The organism is Hoylesella nanceiensis DSM 19126 = JCM 15639, from assembly GCF_000379965.1.
GTDB classification, from domain to species: domain Bacteria; phylum Bacteroidota; class Bacteroidia; order Bacteroidales; family Bacteroidaceae; genus Prevotella; species Prevotella nanceiensis.
The window spans coordinates 743,574-764,583 of the sequence record NZ_KB904327.1; the positions used below are offsets into that span (position 1 = coordinate 743,574).

10 protein-coding genes are annotated in these 21,010 nt (G+C 33.9%); 5 read left to right on the forward strand and 5 right to left on the reverse strand.

Annotation, left to right across the window (positions count from 1 at the left end; translation table 11 throughout):
• Window positions 1-243: 243 nt before the first annotated feature.
• From A3GM_RS0103090 to A3GM_RS0103110, 5 genes are all read right to left on the reverse strand, one after another.
• Window positions 244-2,340, reverse strand: coding sequence for a galactose-1-epimerase (locus tag A3GM_RS0103090; RefSeq protein WP_018361926.1), 2,097 nt, complete (start codon window positions 2,338-2,340; stop codon window positions 244-246).
• A complete protein-coding gene (locus A3GM_RS0103095; protein WP_018361927.1) occupies window positions 2,337-6,290 on the reverse strand; it encodes a two-component regulator propeller domain-containing protein in 3,954 nt (1,317 codons plus the stop codon). Before A3GM_RS0103095 ends, A3GM_RS0103090 begins: the two co-directional genes overlap by 4 nt.
• A gap of 128 nt (window positions 6,291-6,418) precedes the next feature.
• Window positions 6,419-9,013 carry a glutaminase family protein gene (locus A3GM_RS10935; RefSeq protein WP_025829638.1) on the reverse strand — a complete coding sequence of 865 codons (2,595 nt, stop codon included), beginning with the start codon at window positions 9,011-9,013 and terminating at the stop codon, window positions 6,419-6,421.
• 317 nt (window positions 9,014-9,330) lie between these two features.
• The gene (locus A3GM_RS10940) at window positions 9,331-10,578 is read right to left on the reverse strand and encodes an HIRAN domain-containing protein (protein ID WP_018361929.1); all 1,248 of its coding nucleotides are present in this window, start codon (window positions 10,576-10,578) and stop codon (window positions 9,331-9,333) included.
• Between the two features lie 18 nt (window positions 10,579-10,596).
• The gene (locus A3GM_RS0103110; RefSeq protein ID WP_018361930.1) at window positions 10,597-11,262 is read right to left on the reverse strand and encodes a radical SAM protein; all 666 of its coding nucleotides are present in this window, start codon (window positions 11,260-11,262) and stop codon (window positions 10,597-10,599) included.
• A 959-nt stretch (window positions 11,263-12,221) separates the two neighbouring features.
• Here A3GM_RS0103110 and A3GM_RS0103115 point away from each other — a divergent pair.
• The 5 genes from A3GM_RS0103115 to A3GM_RS0103135 all read left to right on the forward strand — a co-directional run bounded on the left by A3GM_RS0103115 (window position 12,222) and on the right by A3GM_RS0103135 (window position 20,855).
• Complete coding sequence (locus A3GM_RS0103115) at window positions 12,222-13,703, forward strand: IPT/TIG domain-containing protein (protein ID WP_018361931.1); 1,482 nt, start codon at window positions 12,222-12,224, stop codon at window positions 13,701-13,703.
• A gap of 23 nt (window positions 13,704-13,726) precedes the next feature.
• Window positions 13,727-16,813 (forward strand): SusC/RagA family TonB-linked outer membrane protein, encoded by a 3,087-nt coding sequence (locus tag A3GM_RS0103120; RefSeq protein ID WP_018361932.1) that lies wholly within the window; start codon window positions 13,727-13,729, stop codon window positions 16,811-16,813.
• A gap of 18 nt (window positions 16,814-16,831) precedes the next feature.
• A complete protein-coding gene (locus tag A3GM_RS0103125; protein WP_018361933.1) occupies window positions 16,832-18,904 on the forward strand; it encodes a RagB/SusD family nutrient uptake outer membrane protein in 2,073 nt (690 codons plus the stop codon).
• 24 nt (window positions 18,905-18,928) lie between these two features.
• On the forward strand, window positions 18,929-19,951 hold the full coding sequence (locus A3GM_RS0103130; RefSeq protein WP_018361934.1) for a DUF4973 domain-containing protein: 1,023 nt from the start codon (window positions 18,929-18,931) through the stop codon (window positions 19,949-19,951).
• A gap of 454 nt (window positions 19,952-20,405) precedes the next feature.
• The gene (locus A3GM_RS0103135; protein ID WP_018361935.1) at window positions 20,406-20,855 is read left to right on the forward strand and encodes an HD domain-containing protein; all 450 of its coding nucleotides are present in this window, start codon (window positions 20,406-20,408) and stop codon (window positions 20,853-20,855) included.
• Window positions 20,856-21,010 lie beyond the last annotated feature (155 nt).

Here is a 21,010-nt window from a genome sequence, read left to right on the forward strand (position 1 = left end):
CTTTCACAGTTTATTTTCATTATTTATAAATACAGGAAATTCTACCCAAGAAAGCTAACATAGCCCTACTTGAGTAGAATTATCCACTAAACACTTAAACACATACAATAGTTATAACCTTATTTGAATATCACTTTGTATCAAAAAATCTAATTCGTTATCACTACGATTCTCTTTATTCTAAGTCTTTTCAATAAATTAAAACTTTCGATTTGCTTTTTACATTATATCTATAAAACGTTATCAGCGTGTTGAAAATTTATATATTGTATGACTTTTATATACTTCTCCAGGACTAAGCCAAGTACTTGGCCAGTTATTATGATTAGGACTATCAGGATAATGTTGTGTTTCTAAGCACACTGCAGAATGTTTTGGATAGCGATAACCATGCTTTCCTGCAAAAGATGCATCAAGAAAGTTACCTGTGTAGACCTGTATTCCAGGTTCATTGGTAAATACTTGCAACATGATTCCTGTCTGAGGGCTATATAATGAAGCTGCAACCTTATGCTCATCAGGTCGTCCGTTATTCCAAGTATTTAAGCACCAGTTATGATCAAAGCCATGTGCATTACGTGTCATAGCAAAAGATTGGTTATTGATATCTTTACTTAATGGTGTTGGTTTACGAAAATCCATAGGTGTACCATTTACCTTTAGTATTTTACCCGTAGGCATATAGGTCGTATCTGCGGGTGTATAATAATTAGAATTGATATAAAGGAATTGATTTTCTCCATGCAAAGAAGGATTTCCATTAAGATTAAAATATGAGTGATTTGTCATATTTATAACCGTTTTCTTATCTGTGGTTGCCTCATAACGAATATCAATTGCATTATTTGCTGTAAGTGTATAAAACACTTTTGCAGAGATTGTACCAGGGAAACTATTATCCCCATCGGGAGAAACAAGACTCATTTCTATTGTAGAATCATTCAATTGCTTACCATCATACACTTGGTATTGCCATCCTTTAAATCCTCCATGTAGACAATGTCCAAAATTATTCTGAGGTAATTGTATTGTTTTTCCATCTATAGTAATGCGACCTTGATTGATTCGATTGGCATAACGTCCGATAGCTGCACCAAAATCAGAACCAAAATTTTGATAATCTGCATATTGCATAATATTATCATAGCCTAAAACAACATCTTGTAGAACTCCCTTTCTATCTGGAACCATAATTGAAACTATACGAGCACCAAAATTTGTAATACATACTTCCATACCATTACGATTCACTAGTGTATAAAGCCGTGTTTCTTTTCCATCTACACTAGCATTAAAGTTATTAGGATTTAAGCCTGAGCGTGTTATAACACTATTGTTTTTTGTACTGATTGAAGGAAGAATATCTGCATTAGAATTTGAATTATCTACGACCAAAGGCCATCCATCAGCCCAAACAATATGACTAAGCCATACCATACGACCAGCATCTGGATCTGTACTTTTAAATCCATGATAAATCATATAGTCATTCCCTTTATCATCTGTAACCAATGATGAGTTGTGTCCAGGACCAATAATACTATTATTTTTATTTAATAACACCTCATAATGGTTATCAAGTAAACTCTTACCTGATTTATCAACATATGGTCCAAAGAGATTTTTTGAACGTCCAACAGTTACTTTATATGTACTACGTACTCCTTCACAGCATGTTCCTGATGAACCAAATAAATAATAAAATCCTCCTTTTCGTTTGATATTAGTAGCCTCCATAAATGTTCCTGCAATCTTTTGAGGCTTACTTCCTTGCTTTATATGTAAACCATCATTTGTTAGTTCAACACCATAAATACCACGGAAAGATCCAAAGAAAAGATATTTCTTTCCCCCTTCCTCTATATAAAAAGGATCAATACAATTTTGGATTCCTATTTGTTTACTTGTAAATAAACATCCTTGATCGGTAAATGGTCCAGAAGGAGAATTACTTATAGCAAGTCCAATACCTGCATCCCATTCTCCACCCCATACTGATTTAGAATAGTATAAATAATACTTTCCATTCACTCGTTGTATATCAGGAGCCCAGATTCCTCCTTTAGGGAGCCATTTGGGTCTTGAGGTATCTGTAAAAGCAGTTCCGACTTGTTTCCAATCCACTAAATTCAAAGAATGAAATATGGGAACATTATGGATATCTTCTGTTGCATAGAGATAAAAGCTTCCATCTTCAGCACGTATTACTGTAGGATCTGGCGCACTAGTTTCTATCACAGGATTTTTATAAGTCACAGTTTGCGAATATAAAACCTGAGGTAATAGCGGCAAGAATGTACTCATTGCCGTTGTCAAGATTGTTTTTGTTAATTTTTTCATTGTTCTTTATTAAATTCTTTAGGTAATATTCCAAATTGTTCATAGAAGCACTTTGTGAAATAACTAGGGCTTGAAAATCCTACACTATAGCAGATCTCATTTACTTTCAACTCTCCCTCTTTTAGCATTTCAGCAGCGGCTTTAAGTCTTTCTATTCGTATATAATTATTGGGTGATTGGTCTAATGTACCACGAACCTTGCGATTTAAGCTCGTACGACTCATGTTCATTTCCGCTGCCAACAGATCTACATTAAAGTCACAATTGCCAATATTGCGTCTAACAGCATCTTTTAATTTCTTCAAGAACTCTACATCCGCAGGACTAATAGAAGTTGAAGAGGCTAAAACAAAAGGCGATGTGGCATACATTCTTTTTATTTCTTCACGCTGACGTAATAAATTTTGTGTTGTTTCCAACAAGTTATTCATGGAGAAAGGTTTCACGATATAGGCATCTGCACCACTTTCCATTCCTTTCATCTTGCCTTGTTCAGAAGTAACTGCAGTTAAAATAATAACTGGTATATGCGAAAGTTCTACATTATATTTAATACTACGACACAATTCTATACCATCCATCGGTTCCATCATCACATCAGTAATTACAAGATTTACATTATTTTGCTGCATCTTTAATAATGCTTCCTCTCCATCAGTTGCAGTTATTATATTGTATGCTTTTTCCAAACAACGTTTCTCATACTCCAACATTTGAACATTATCTTCTACTAACAAAAGTGTATAAGGATGTATTAAGTTATCTTGAGTACTTATTTGATTGTCTTTATTTTGCGTTGTTTCTTCTATTCCATTGTCACTTAGCTTGACAGAAACTTTTTGTTGCAGTGGCAAAGTAAGCACAAACACATTTAAATTTGTGTCTTCACCCATATATAAATGTCCACTATGTAGCTCTGCCAACGAACGAGCTAGAGCTAAACCAATGCCCGTTCCTGAAACAGAATGCTCGGAAGAATCAATATGAAAGAATGGTTCAAATATTTTCTCACGCAAATTTACAGGTATGATATTTCCATCATTTGTAATAGTAAGACTAAATTCTCTCTCATTAGCCTTCAATGTTACTGATATATAAGATTGACAATACTTTACAGCATTATTAATAAGATTACTAATTATCTTAGTAAAGCTTTCATGATCCACATATCCATACAAACTTTCGCATTGAAAAGAAAGAGTTGATGTAATATTTTTCTCACGCATTACAGAATGAAAACGATGATATACGTTCGTAACTAGCTTTGTTATATTACAATATTCAAAATTTAATCGTAAACCATCAATCTCTGTTTTTCGAAAATCTAATAACTGATTTATCAAATTTGTTAGTCTACGTGTATTCTCATACATGATGTCAAGATCCTCTTTTACATCACCATTTTGTATCTGTCCTTCTGCAAGTATATTTTCTAACGGGCCTAAAATAAGTGTAAGAGGTGTACGTATCTCATGTGCCACATTAGTAAAGAAGTGTATCTTACTTCTATATAACTCTTGCTCTTTACTTGTTTCAAAAGCTTGCATAGCCAAAACACGACGTTTTTCTGTACGATTATTCCAATAACGCATCATCCACCAAATCAAAATCGCAATCAAAATAACGTACAACATCTTTGCCCAGAAAGAAAGTAAGAAGAAAGGATGCACTTTAATTTCTAAGTTATATCCACCTGGATACGGCTTTCCATGTTGATCTTTCATTCGAACTATTAACTTATAGGACCCCGCAGGTAAATTAGAATAAGTGACAAAGAAGTCCGAACCCATTGCTTGCCACTCTTTATCGAATCCTTCAAGTTTATATTCTAATGAAATTAAATCTTGCTTTGAATAACTTAAAGGTACAACATGTAACTTAAATGAGTTTTGATTATAACCTAAAGACAAATTACGAGTAAATACAATATTCTCTTTCAAGGGGGTATTCACACTAAAGTTGTCAACATATTCATTATTGATATATAAGTCTGTCGCTATCAATCGAGGTACGCCTTGAATCTTTTTTAATGAAGAAGGTGAGAAACGTACAATGCCATTAAGACTTCCAAAATAGATACATCCATGCTTATCTATAAGAGAAGAACTATAGTTAAATTGATTATCAAGAAGCATCATACGATTTGTATAGGTGCTTATATCATTACATTGAGGATCATAACGCACAATTCCATTGTAACCAGAGAACCAAAGAACTCCATTTTCATCTTCTACCATTCGAAAATAGGTCGCAGTTTTATTGAGTACTCCTTGGTTTAAAGAAACAAACTGCCCATTTGAGAAGTTAAAACGACATGCTCCTCCACCCTGTGTGGTCACCCAAATAATTCCTTTATGATCTTCAAATATACTTAATATCTTATCTGTAGTAAGTCCAGAATTACCTACTTTAAAGTTTATCCATCTACCATTATTATACCTAAATACTCCATTTGTTTGTGTGGCTAGCCATAAGTTTCCATGTGAATCAAAGTGAACATCATTTACTAACACTGGCGGTATGTGTTTATCATATGTAAAAGTATTAGTAGTTGGATTATAAGTACATAATCCTCGTATTGTTCCTAAATAGATTTTACCTTGTGGCGAACGTGCAATACTAAAGATAGTATTATCATGAAGCGCCCCAGGTTGTCCATCAGCCTTAAATTCTTTTACTATTTGAAGTGTATGAGTGTTTATGATTTTTATTCCAGAAGCGAATGTACCTACCCATAATTCATTTCCATCCATACATAAACTCTGTACGTTAGGAAATAATTTACTAGCAGTAATGTGAGTAAAAGTCTCTCCAGTAGAATTCATATAGCTAAGTCCTCCGTCCTCAGTTCCTATCCATATTTTACCCTCTTGATCCATCACCATCTCCCTTGTACGTCGTCCATACAAACCATTTCCTTTACCTTGTGGTACAAAACGTTCAAAGAAAGGACGAGTTGTGGGTAGATAATTCAATCCTCCGAAATAAGATCCTGCCCACAAACCACCTTCACGATCTTTGTATAAACAATAAAGAGGATTATCAGAAATAGAAAAAGGGTCGATTGGATTATAGGTATAATGTCGTAAAGAATGGTTCTTCTCATTATAAGCTAACATACCTTGCTCTGTTGCTGCCCATATTTCATTACCATGCAGAATGATATTACGCACAAAAAGATCTTTACCTTCTACTGTAGTAATTATCGGATCTAAGCTTAATTTCTCAGAATTAATAATGGATAATCCTTGTCTATCAGATCCTATAACATATCGATTGTTCCCTAAAGGATATATTGCAGACACAATATTGCCAGTAAATGGTAATTTACCATCTTGCGTTTGAAAAGGTTTTAGAATATGAAACGTTAAGTTTGTAACATATAATCCTCCTCCAAAAAAACCAAGCCATACCCTTCCAGTGCCATCAATGCACATTCCTGAAACATTAGGATAGTTCTTCAAAGCAAAATGCGATAACGTCTTTTTCTGAATGTCGTAACAAAAAACTCCTTGTTCATTTGCAGTTATGTATATTTTATCTTGGTAAGCTTTAATTACATTTACCATATTTGCAATACTTTCACCATCTGAGCTACGCAGATTAAAGCGTGTAAAAGAATCATTCTGTGGGTTATAAATCCAAACTCCACAATCTGTTCCCACCCATATACAGCCATTTAAATCTTCAAAAAGAACATTTATATAACTACTTCCTAAGCCATGTGCATCCGAACTACCATAATAAGTTTTAAAAGAAGAACCATCATAACGATTAAGACCAGATTTGGTTCCAATCCACATAAATCCCATTCTGTCTTGCAATATAGCAAGAACAGTACTTTGAGATAATCCAGATTCAACACCAATATGTCTAAAAAGAGTATTACTCTTCCCCACTTTACAGATAAGTAAGAACAACACTATTAATATGATTTTTATTCTTCTCATAATTATAAGTTTCTTATATAAGATAGCTTTTCCTAAGAGATTCTAGAATTTTATTATTTTATCAAACAATACAAAGATTCGATTTTGACTTAACCATTATTTTGTCTAGACCTCATTCGTAATTTATTCTATTGAGATAATGAAACACAAGGTTTGGTAGACAAAAAGCTATTTGTATTTAAACATTTATCCATCAACACTTTCATCCAATGTCCACCAAGAACAGAACGACCACAAAAGATCTGATAGTTTCCACTATTCACCCAATACCAATCACTAAAAGGAACCCTATTCTTAGTTTTATCAGCAAACTCCCATACGAGATCAGCAACTTGACTAAAATCGTTTTGATTGTCAGCTAAACATGCAACCCACATTTCCCAATCCGATTTCGTATATCGTTCACGATTATCTAAAGGTATACCATATTGCTCTTTCTTAGTTAAGTAATATTGAAACTCTTTCTCTTTCATATCTTTAGAGAACAGATTTAGGTTCCATAACTTATCCCAAACCATGTTATACTTCAAACTCCAGGTTCCTTTTCTATCGTAAGCCAATCTATAGTGGTCACCATCATTAGAAGTTCTTTCCAAAATAGCTGCCATTTCACGTGCTTTGTTCATATAAGTATTATATGTTAAGCAATCTCCTTGCATCTTAGCTAATTGTGCATAACCTGCAATTCCCATAATAGCTTTTATAGAAAGATTCACATTATGAGCAAGATGTCCTGCAAAGTCATCAGTGCATAATTGGTTTGCTGGGTCTTGTCCATTCTCTACAAGGTAGTTAGTCCATTGTGTAAGTTGTTTCCAATACTTTCTTGCTAGATCTGCGTTACCTTCTTTTAAGCAAGTCATAGCTGTGAGAATTACCATATTTCCAGCTTCTTCGACAGGCATATTTTTACCAAATTCTCCATTAACACCAGGAAAACAAGTTGCATATTTTTGTTTATCTGCAATTGGATAAAATCCCAAATCGTGAGCAGGAAAACTAAAACCCCATCTTGTACTATCTGCACAATATTTAAATATACCTTCCAATGCACCTTTCTCTAATTCTGTGTTATAGGTTAAAAATAATGGAGCTGCAGGATAAGTTACATCTACTGTATTAATAAAGCCACCAGAACTATTCTCTTTAGAGAAATACATAACGTCTCCATCTTTATCAACAAATAGTTTATGAGCAGCTAAAGTCTGTCGATAAGAAGCAGATAGAACCTCAGCATATTTCTTATTACCAGCTTTTAGAGCATCGTCATAGATTTTCTTGTCCCACAATTGTGCACGTTGCATATAAGCATTATAATTATTATGGAAATCTTCGAAGGCGTCAGTAAGTTGCTTTCCATCTTTTGCCCAATATGCTTTATAACGTTTTCCTAGGAATTGAACATCCTCCACTTCATCATATCCAATCATCATATAACTAGAATCACGCTCTATTAACCCAAAATTATGTAAGTAGCCTAACGCAGGCATATCACTTTCATCATTACTTTTGAAGCTTTCCTTATTCCCTTTTACTAAAGTTCCTTTTTTAATAAACTGATTTTCTATTATGCTTTGATTGGCAATTGTTACATTACCATTGACATTAGGTAATAATACATACCCCCAATCAATACAAACTAAATCACCACTTTTACCCAAAACATTCTGTTCTACACTTCCAGCTTTAAGATAATCTATTCCCTTAACAGTTTGAATTGTAGACATCGTTGGCTGAGTACTCTTTATAACAGTCAATTCTGGAGTTGTTCCAAGATATATTTGAACATTATGTTTTCGTGTGTCATTAGCGCATACCTGATAAGAGATATAATTAATAGGTGTAGAAAGCAGATTTAAATCATTAAGAAACATAGGAGCTGTAAACACTAATTTTAAGTCAACTCCTCCACAACGAAAAGTGTAGTAAGTATTAGTAGCCATTACCTCGCAACTCATTTGAGTAGCATTTTCTATATTTCTAGTTTTTTTTGCCTTCACATCTACAAACATTCCGATATCAGCATTTGCACCTCCTTTGGTATTATGCACATGATAAGCAATAATATTATCACCCACACGTAAACCTTTTTTCACCTCATCTGTTAATCGAATTTCTTCATTCTGTATCCATGTTTCTCCCGTTTCTATCACAGATATACCATTCACATATATCTCACATTTATCATCATGAGAAAATATCATCCACAAATCATGTTTCAAATCCTCTTTTGTCAATACAAAATGGCGACGAATATAGATATCTGAATTTTCTTTAGTCCAAGGAGTATTAATATTTAAATATTCTCTAGGAGTACCAAATGCAGCTTGCTGCGTAGCCCATTTTGCATCATTAAATTCACGTTCAATCCAACTATTCTCAGGTTTTTCATAACACACTTTCGCCATCCAGCCTTTTACATCCGCCATAGGAGCTACAGGTTTTAACACCCTAGCATTTTCTTTACCCATAAAACGATAAGTAACTCCATCAACACGCAATAAACCTTCAATAGATTTCGGTGCTCCACTCCAATGCTTAGTCACACCATCATATAAGTTTAAATAAGGAGACCAAATTGAGAAATAAGGGTCATTCATTATCAATGGAACTGCAGGTAAATGCAATTCTGTTTTCTTGTAAGGTTCAAAAAGCGATCGAGTCTGCGCTTGCAGAGTAAAATGATTGATCGCAAGAATTAAAAATAGTAATAGATTTTTCATTATGCGTAATAAATTTTATATCAATTGTGTTTTCTTTATATCTGCAAAAGTATTGATTTTAGATCTGCAAGAATATAACAATCACACAAAAGAATAGCAAAATTGGTTCATTTTTCATATTTTGCCCATTCATATATGAATATATAAGTAAAATATCACATAAAATGATTGGGCTATTCGCCACATAAAGAAGTATCTAAAACATCTCTTTCTTTTTTTGTTTTCCATGTATTATCAGTCTTAGGCAATGATTGTTTTCGTAAAGATAAATATTCTTTTTAATTTAACATGCAAATTAAACAATTTTATTCACAACATTATTTATACTTATGCATCTTCAACCGAAGTTCAAAGTCTTTATCTTCTAAAAACAAATTCATCAACTTATCCGACAATTCTTTATCAAGTTGCTTATCTGGTTGCCCTCTTCTTTGTAAGAACTCTTCGGGAATTTGAATTGCTTCATTAGACACTTTGATGGGTCCTGCAACGCTTGTTAAGATATAAGCAACACAATCATCAATCAGCATCATATCCTCGGGATTGTCTAGAAAAGCCTCAGCGGCATCACCAAGAGCAATCACTAGCATAAGATACATAATGAATTGCTTACCATCATTATACAAAAACAAGACATGATTGCCTTTCTTTGGTAAATCAGGGTGTTCAAAATACAAATACAACCAACGACAATAAACATAACCTTTACGCCATAACTCAGTTACAAACGAGCTCCATTCTTCCTTTTTATCAAAATAGTTTATTCGGAGCGCATCATCTTCTTGTGGCTCAACAACATCTTTATGCTTGATATAAATAGAAATATGAAGACGATCGCTATAAGGTCCATAGCGTTTTAAGCTAGAAATTTTAACTTCAAACATATCTTGCCAGCCCATATCTAAAAATAAAGCTAAAGACTCGTTCTTATCTTTTGGAATGTATCCAAGAATAAAATCGAAATCAAAATCATCAGGATCACCCTCATAGTCATCTACTAAAGCCACAGCTATAGCATTCTTGTCATACTTATTATATTTATCACGCACAAGAACAAGTTTCGTTCCCACTTCTAACTCGTCCCAAACTTCATCTATATCATGAAAGGCTATGCCAGCAACAGGACACTCCATGAAAAGTGTCTTATCTGCAACAAAAGACTTTATAAAATTCTTTTCCCTTGCAAGAGAGTCTAAAGAGTCCTCGTTAGGCGTAGAAGTGATATCTCCTTGCAGACAAACAGAATCTCTTTTGTGCTTATCTTTGTCTTGTGATAGAGAAGATTGGCCTACCGAAGAGGTAGAATTAGCTTCATCATTATTATCTTTACTAAACAGGTATGCTTGAAATAATTCATTCAAAACAGCATCACTACTTATGTCTGTAATTCCCTTCGAATCTAATTGCTTCTGTATATCAATTAATTCTGCATCACACTTAGGACAAGTACCTTGACAATCACCCTCGTGTTTACATTCAGAAGGGAGATAATCTAATCCATATTTTTCAGCTATATATGTTCGAATATTTTTAAGTAATTCGCATTTATCTTTTCCTATGTTCATTTTGTATAGATTTTTATGCTAAATATTAGTACGTTTTTCGATATAATTGGTTTCCACAATATTTGTAAACCCCATCTTTTGGAGCTGATCAATACTCCTTTTAACATCTTCATCTGTATTGAAATGAGGGATATGTGGTACCTTAATCGTTATTTTTTCTATCGGAACACACTTCTTTATGGTCTTAAATTGTCGCACCACTTTAGAGTCCACTCCTGTATATTGCTTATAAATAGACTCGTTCATGTCTTTAATATCTACAATCCATTCATTCACATAAGGTGCTAAATCCTCGATAGTAGCAACCGAGCAATAAAGCGATGTTTCAAGTGTTATCTTCCAATTAACTGGACAGAGTTGAGCAAAGGCGATAATAAAGGCATGATTTTGAATAGGTTCTCCTCCACCAAAGCAAATTCCTCCGCCTGTTGTTTGAAAGTAGATATTATCTATTTTCACTATGTCATACACCTCTTTAGGCGAAAGTTGTTGAATGTCTCTGCGCAAAATTAAATCATCTTTCTCGAAAGTAGAACTATGACATTGCTCATTCAAACAATACTTGCATTTTAGTGGACAGCCAATAAAGCCAACAAGGGTTGTAATTCCTTTCCCATCTGTAGCCATTCTGTGACGACTGATACCGAAAAATAATTTCCTTTCTTGTCTAAGATTGTTGCTCATACTATACTCTTTTCATTTTACAACTCCATATATAACCCTACTTTATTATATATTAAGCTTCAGAGTTCATTGTTTTTATATATTACATTTGAAAATAAAAGATATCGATTTGATTTAATTAGTCAACAGATTTTTGATAAACTCTCTATAATTTCTTTACTCCAAATAAACTTTTAGCAGTTTCTTTTCACACCTTCTCTTCATTGCAAAATACCATTGCTTTGAAAAAGTTGTTCAATATAGTTTGATAAGTCACATACATCTAAAAGACTAAGACAATATTTGATACTTACAAAACAATATTTGTGGTGAAGCTTTTCATTATGGAGCTAGCTGTAGTTATTCTTATCTACTGACACAAAGATACAAACAATGTTTAATTGATACAAAGAACACGTCAAATTATTTTCATTTTGTTGGCACATTTCTCTATTCTAATCCACGCTCTAAGCCTATTTTCTTATATAATATCGATGGGATAAAGGAATTACTCCATTCTTCACAAAGCCCATTAATATTCAAAGTGTTATATCTTTTATAATACTTTCATTTCAAATTCAATGCTTTTGATATTGAATATCATTGACTTTGCACCGCAATTACATCGTTTTTAGAGTGTAATAACATTGTGTTTATTCTTATATAATATTACCAATGTAACTATACTTGATTTTATTCTAAAGCCAAAAGATAAAATACCTAAGAATTCATACATCTCATTCTTTAATGATTAACACATAAGTATTCTTTATTGGATTTGTGTTTCTTACACCTTAATATTATATGGTGTTTTAAAAACTTTTTCCATTAAATGTAAATATGAGCCATTTCTGATATAAATTGATTCATTTTTATTATTCTTAAGTTCTTATTTCTTCTTAACTTTGTTGCACCTATAATAATCAGATGTTAATTAAGATTAATCTAAGACTTACATAAAACATAAAAAAAATAAACCTATGCAAAAAACAAAACAACCTTTATTGGTGAAAATTTGGTTAACTACTTTTCTATTAACCATCTATTGCATCTCCGCATGCAAAAATGAGTCAGACAACACTGACATAGAAAACTACAATCCGACACAATCTGTTAGTATTACAGACTTTATCCCAAAGAAAGGAGGAGCTGGTCAAAAGTTAGTTGTGTATGGTACTAATTTTGGAAATGATACAGCAAATGTTCAAGTAAGTATTGGTGGTAAACGGGCAATACTTCTTAATACAAAGAACAATTGCTTATATTGTCTTGTTCCAAGTGGAGGTTATTCTGGAGAAATTGATATAACTATTGGACATAAAACAGGGCAAATACAACATGCGCAGGCTTCAGAGAAGTTCAATTATGAACGTAAAATGATTGTTGGCACATTGTGTGGAACACGTAATCAATTTGATGATCAAGGTTGGCACGATGGTCCTTTCAGCACTGCTACAGGCTTTTCAGGTGAAGGCTGCCTTACATTTGATCCTCAAAATGAGGATATTTTATATATTGTCTATGATGAGAATGCACATGGAATACAAGCCTTAGATCTTAAAAGACAAGAGATAAGAACAGTTTTATCGATGTCGAAATTCGACAATCATAGATTACGTTCTATTGATTTTACTAAGGATGGACAATATATGCTTGTAACAACCGACCGAGATGATAGGCAACTACAAAGTCCTAGTGTATGGATTGTAAAACGTAATGTAGATGGGTCTTTTTCAGATAACTCAAATTCACAAATACTTGCGGCATATAAACAATGTAATGGAGCTGCAATTCATCCTATAAACGGAGAGCTTTACTTCAACAGTTATGAACGTGGACAAGTTTTTCGCTTAGACATGAATAAGTATTTTGAAACTCTTGAAAACGAAGAAACCTGGTATCCTAATTGGACTGATGGCAATTTTAAAGAACTTTTCACAATTCAAGATGTTAGTTGGGAATTTAAAATATTTATCCATCCTACGGGGAAATATTGCTACATTGTAGTGATTAATAAGCATTATATTCTCCGTTCTGATTATAATGAAAAGACAAAGAGCTTTGCCCCACCATATGTTGTGGCAGGACAAGCACGAAATGCAAACTGGATTGATGGTGTTGGCACAGGTGCACGTATCAGTAGACCCTATCAAGGGTGCTTTGTAAAAAACGAAACTTACGCTGCCGAAAACCGAGACGATGTTTATGATTTCTATTTCTGCGACAACTGGAATCATTGTATAAGATATCTCACACCTGATGGCATTGTAAGAACTTATGCAGGACGTGGAACTTCTTCTCAAGCTGGCGATGGAAACAGTTGGGGTTCTGAAGATGGAGATCTTCGAGAAACAGCTCGTTTTAATAGTCCTACAGGTATTGCGTATAGCGAAAAATACAAATCTTTCTATATTCTTGATACAAGAAGTCGCAAGATACGTATAATTTCAAAAGAAAAATAAATCTACAACACAACCTTAAAACAATGAAAAAGCTATTTATTATATTCATAATGTCTTGCTGCATGCCATTAATAGCTATGGCTCAAGACCAACTAGATATAACAGGTTCGATTACCGATAATAAAGGAGAGCCTCTTATTGGAGTTAGTATAACTGTGAAAGACGAGAAAGGTTTAGGAACTATATCAAATATTAATGGTAAATACTCCATAAAAATACAACAATATCAAACATTAGTTTTCTCGTATATAGGTTTTAAAACCGTAAGTATTTTGGTGAAAGGAGATACTAAAATTATCAACATTAAAATGCAAGAAGAAAAAATAAATGCTGTTGATGAAGTTGTTGTAACAGGACTTGGCAAACAAAAGAAACTAACAATAACAGGAGCTATCACGAATGTTGATGTTGATAAACTAAGAAAATATCCAACATCCAACTTCACTAATGCTCTAGCAGGCAATGTCCCTGGAATCATTACTATGCAGTCTTCTGGACAACCTGGTAAAAATACATCACGTTTCTGGGTTCGAGGTATATCTACTTTTGGTGCAAGTAGCGATGCAATGATACTAGTCGATGGTTTTGAACGCCCTAATATTGACGATTTAAATATTGAAGATATTGAGAGCTTTTCTGTTCTTAAAGATGCATCTGCAACAGCTATTTATGGTTCTAAAGGTGCTAACGGGGTCATTTTAATTACCACTAAGCATGGTAAAGCAGGAAAAATAAATATTACTGCAAAGGGGGAAACTTCTTATAACACAAGAACTATCACCCCTAAATTTGTCGATGCATACAATTATGCAACTCTCCTTAATGAGGCACGCATAACTCGAAACCTTGCTCCACAATATCAACCTGAAGAATTGGAATTGATAAAATCTGGCTTAGACCCTGACTTTTATCCTAACGTTGATTGGACTAATCTTCTTCTAAAAGATGGTGCTATTAGTTATCGTGCAGATATAAATTTAAATGGTGGCGGTAATACTGCACGATACTTCGCTTCTCTTGCCTATGTTGAAGATCAAGGAATGTATAACACAGACGAAACATTACGAAAAAAATACAATACAAATGCCAATTATAAACGTTGGAATTATAGAATGAACCTGGATATTGATATCACTCCAACTACTATTCTTAAGCTAGGAATATCTGGAAATTTAAATAAACGCAATAGTCCAGGACTTGGAGATCAGTATGTCTGGGGAGAATTATTCGGTTTTAATGCCCTAAGTTCACCTGTGCGTTATTCTAATGGTTATATCCCTGCCTACGGACGCAATACTTACCAAATGAATCCTTGGGTTTCTGCTACACAAACAGGATATAATCAAGAATGGAATAATAATATACAAACAAATATAACGATAGAACAACAACTTGATTTCCTTACTAAAGGACTTACATTTACGGGAAGATTTGGTTACGACACTTACAATAGTAACTACATTCACCATCGCCTTTGGCCTGCTATGTATCGAGCTAATAGCAGAGATGCTCTTGGAAATATCGTTTGGGATAAATTCTTTGAAGAATCACCTATGACACAATCATCTGGAGGAGATGGTTCCCGTCGTGAATTTTTAGAAACATTACTACGCTGGAATCGCACTTTTTCTAACGTCCATAATGTTGGTGCAACTACCCGTTTCACTCAAGATGAATATATTCAAACACAAAACTTAGGTTCTGATATTAAGAATTCAGTTAGTAGAAAGAATCGAAGTGTTGCAGGACAAATCACCTATAATTATGCATTGCGATACTTTGTTGATTTTAACTTTGGATATAATGGTTCTGAAAACTTTGCAGATCATCACCGATATGGTTTCTTCCCTGCTTTCTCTTTGGCATGGAATATTGCTGAGGAATCTTTTATTAAGAAGGCTTTACCCTTTATCAACATGTGTAAATTACGCTATTCGTGGGGTAAAGTAGGAAATGATAATACAGGAGCAGCACATCGCTTTCCTTATTTATACACCCTTGATTTTACTAATGACGGATATCGTTGGGGATCAAATTTAACAAGTGGCATTACAACGGGAATGCATTACACACAAGTTGCATCTCCCAATGTTACATGGGAAGTAGCTAAAAAGAATGATATTGGTTTTGATCTCGTTGCATTCAACAATCGATTCTCTATAACTTTTGATTATTTCCACGAAAAACGAACTGGTATTTTCATGCATCGTAGATTCCTTCCAGATATTATAGGACTAGAAAGTAATCCTTGGGCAAATGTTGGTGCCGTTCGTTCTAAAGGCTTTGATGGTAATTTCCAATACAAAGACCATCTCGGAAACGTAAATTGGACAATCAGAGGAAATATTACTTACAATAAAAATACTATATTAGAACGTGATGAAGAAAACAATGTTTATCCCTATCAATACGAGAAAGGATACCGCATTGGGCAACAAAGAGGCTTAATTGATCTTGGTCTTTTTAAAGATTATAACGACATTCGTAATTCACCAAAACAAATTTGGGGTAAAGTACAACCCGGTGATATAAAATACAAGGATATCAATGGTGATGGAGTTATTGATAATGGCGACCGTGTTGCCATAGGGGCAACCAATATACCTAATCTAATTTATGGCTTAGGTGCATCTTTTAGTTGGAAAGGTTTCGATTTTAATTTCCATTTTCAAGGTGCAGGTAAATATACATTCCGCTTAAGTGGAAAAACTGTTTATGCCTTTAGTGAAGGTAGATGGGGAAACATTCTCAAAGATATGACGAATAATAGATGGATTTCAGCTGACATTTCAGGTTCAAAAGAAACTGAAAACATTAATGCTACCTATCCTCGTTTAAGCTATGGAACTAATCATAACAACCAGCAACCCTCTACATTCTGGTTAAGAGATGGACGTTATCTACGTCTAAAAAATATCGATATAGGTTATAGTCTTCCCAAACAATTACTTAGTTCACTTCACCTTGAGAATGTTCGCTTCTATATTTCTGGACAAAATCTTATTACTTGGTCGAGTTTTAAGCTATGGGATCCAGAACTTGGTAGTAGCGAAGGCGAGGCTTATCCTATAACAAAATCAGTGACTGCTGGTGTTCAAGTTAGTTTATAACCACATTATTTACAAATTATGAAAAAGAAAAATATTATCCTCATATCAGTATTTCTTGGATCAGGAATTCTCTTTTCGTCGTGTAGCGATTATTTAGACTCTGACAAATATTTTGAAGATCGAATTACCATAAATAAGGTTTTTACAAGTAAACAACGAAGTCAACAATGGTTGGCTTATGCATTTTCTTTCTTAAAGAACGAGAATGCTGATGTCGTAGGTAAAGAAAAAGAGACCAACTCTTTCACTTTTGCAGACGACATGTATTATGGTGACCGAGATGTAAACTACGATTCAAAGGAATGGAATGAACTTTCTTATAACACTTTTATGCAAGGTCAATACAATGAAGACAATTTTAACCAAGCATGGACAATGTGTTATAAAGGTATTTACCAAGCATCTGTATTTATTAATAATATAGATATGAATACAGAAATGACAGATAAAGAGCGCTTAGACTACAAAGGACAAGCTCGTTTTGTACGTGCTTATTATTATTGGTTACTCCTCCGTAGATACGGACCTGTTCCTATTGTTCCCAATGAAGGAATAGATTACACTCAAAGTTACGAACAAATTGCTATACCTCGCAACTCTTATGAAGAGGTTGTAGATTATATCTCGAATGAAATGATACAAGCGGCTAAAGAAATCCAGTACACAAAACGTGACGGAGAAAATTGTGCTCGCCCTACAAAAGGTGCCTGTCTTGCAACTCGTGCTCTTGCTCTTATCTATTCAGCTAGTCCTTTAGCTAATGGAAACAATGATACTTATGCAAAATCATTAGTGGATGATAAAGGAAAAGCATTATTAAATTCAACTTATAAAGAAGAAAAATGGGCAAAAGCAGCTGCCGCTTGTAAGGATGTTATGGAACTTGGGGTTTATGATCTCTATCACGCTTCATTCAATACGACCGAAGCTGTAGGAGATCCCAAAACAATAGTTCCAGCTGATTCGACTTGCATTTTCGCTCAAAACACCTGGCCTAAAGGTTGGAAAGACATCGATCCATTTAAATCTTATCGTGTTTTATTTAGTGGTGATATAGCTCCTGAAGATAATACAGAGCTTATTTTTTCTCGAATTGATCAAAATGCGACAGAAATTAATCATAGCATGAAATCATTTGCACGCCATTCTATGCCCCGAGATTTTGGCGGATGGAACACACATGGCTTAACACAAAAGATGGTCGATGCCTATTATATGAATGATGGTAGCGATTGTCCAGGTAAAGATCGGGAACTAAATGGAGGAAATGGAACTGAGCGCTTAACAGGCTTTACAACATTACAGGATTATCGACAGGGAAAATACAAACCTTTAGCTGCAAATGTATCTCTCCAATACGCTAATAGAGAGCCACGTTTTTATGCTTCTGTTGGTTACAATGGATCGGTTTGGGAATACCTTGGTGACCCTGAGCCTACACATCATAACAGACAAACATTCTATTATCGAGGTAGTGGTAACGGCTATAATAATTCTCAGTTCTATCTTCGTACTGGTATTAGTGTAAAGAAATATGTAAATCAAACAGATGTTCCCGACAGAGAGGATTATCGAAATATTAAAGATAAAGCAGAACCAGCTATTAGATACGCTGATATCCTTTTGCTTTATGCAGAAGCTCTTAATGAGCTTGAGGGAACTTATTCTATTGCTTCATGGGATAAGAACACAACTTACACTATTCAAAGGAACATTGAAGAAATACAAAAGGGAATTCACCCTATACGTATTCGTGGTGGTGTACCTGATTATGACGCCCAGATTTATTCAAATAAGAATCTATTAAGAGATAAAATAAAACGTGAACGTATGATCGAATTCATGGGCGAAGGAAAAAGATACTTTGATTTACGCCGTTGGAAAGATGCTCCCAAAGAACTGAATCAACAAATTTATGGTTGTAATATCATGATGGATGCAAATCATAAAAGTGAGTTTCATCAAATTATCCCCATAAATAATTTACGTATGACGTTCTCTGATCGGATGTATTTTTGGCCAATACGCCATAGTGAACTAAAACATAACTCACGTCTTACTCAAAATCCTGGATGGACCTACAACGATTAAAAACTCTTTAAATTTTAAATCAATATGAAATCAAGATATATTATAAGATTAATAACCTTACTTCTTTGTTATGTTTTTATATTAACTTCCTGCAATGATGAATGGAAAGAAGAACAATATAAACAATATATCAGCTTCCGAGCTCCTCTCGGAGAGTTGGGAGTAACCGATGTATATATTCCATACAGCAGAAGAAATCCTGATAAAACATTTGTAAAAGGAAGCGGTTTATCGTCTTACCAATTGCCAATTATTGTCAGTGGTTCTACAACTAACGACAAAGATATCACTGTACACATTGCCCACGACAGCGATACTCTCAAGGTTCTTAATGAAGCACGTTTTCTTCAGCAGTCTAAATTATGGTATACTGATATCAAAGATTATACTACAATTCCAGAGAATATTAAGATTCTAGCTAAGGAAAACATAGGATTAGCTAACATTGAATTTAATTTCAATGGTATAGACATGAGTCATAAATGGTTACTTCCACTGACTATTGTAGATGGAGCCACATATAATTATACTGCACATCCTCGCAAAAACTATGCTAAAGCTTTACTTCGAATATTCCCTTTCAACGATTATTCGGGTGATTACTCTGGAAGTACTCTAAAGATTTTCGTAACTGGAGAAGAGGCTAATGCTACTGCAAAATCAATTATTCGGAGCTATGTTGTAGATGAAAATACGATTTTCTTCTACGCTGGCGATGTCGATGAAAATCGTACAGATCGTGCTATGTATAAAATTTATGCAAAATTTAATGGAGTAAAAGAAGGTACTGTTGATCTTTATACAGATAATCCAAATCTAAAATTTAAAGTAAATAAGCAGGCCTCTTTCCATATTATCGAGCAAAAAGATGATGTCAGGCCCTATCTAAAGCATCGTTATGTTATTATTAACAACATCAATTATAACTATGTTGATTATACATCTTCACCAGGTTCTGAATTCAAATGGTCTGTAAATGGAACACTTACCCTAGAAAGACAAATAAATACTCAGATACCAGATGAAGATCAAGCTATAGAATGGTAAAAGATTATGTAAGTCTTTTACGAACTAAACAATTCTGAAAAAGCATTTCACACAAGATATTAGGTCATAGTAACGAGTTGATTACTATGGCCTAATTCTTTTTATAAAGGCTATAACACATTTTTTTTCACACTTGTATACTTATAAATATACTCAAGCTGCCTTCTGAGAATTCATCGAACCCCTTCTCGTCTATAATATTTGAGACATGATCATTTATTGTTTCCTTTTATTTGTGATTTATTTTCTCTCTTAAGTAACACAAGAAAAACTTCTTTAAAGGCGAGCTAAGTTAGATTTTCACAAGGAACAGCGACCGAAATTTTCATTCATTTTATTCTAAGAATTGGTTCATTTCAAATGAAAACAATTAACTTTGTAAACAAACAGCTAAACAACTACTGAAAGAAAACGAAAACAAGACACAAAAATCATTTTATTTTAGAATTATCTTATGGCACAAACAGAAATACTCTCAAACAATATGCTTCTAAAAAAAGCATTAGACATCGCTACCAATGCTCATAAAGAGCAGACTGACAAAGCTGGAAAACCTTATATTTTGCACCCCATTAGGGTTTCTGAAAGATGTAACACAGTCGAAGAAAAAATTGTTGCACTACTTCATGACGTTATTGAAGACACAGAAATAACACCAACAATTTTGCTTTCTGAAGGATTTCCTGAGCATATTGTCGAAGCCATTCTTTCAGTTACCAAGCAAGAAAATGAGCATTATGATGACTTTGTTAAAAGATGCAGCGCAAATAGCATCGGAAAGGCTGTAAAAATACATGATTTGGAAGACAATATGGACATCACTCGTCTTAAAGAACTTTCCGAAAATGATTTAGAGCGACTAAATAAATACCTCAAAGCTTATTATTATCTCAAAGGAGAATAGTAGGCTTTGTGCAGTTGATGAACGCTAATGCCTTTCTTCGTTTCGTCTGAAATAGCATAATTAGCCTTGCTTTATTGGCGCTCTATTCCGTTGAATGATAGACTTTCTTCTACCTCTATCATATATTTCTATAAGTAGCGAGATATGTCTTACAT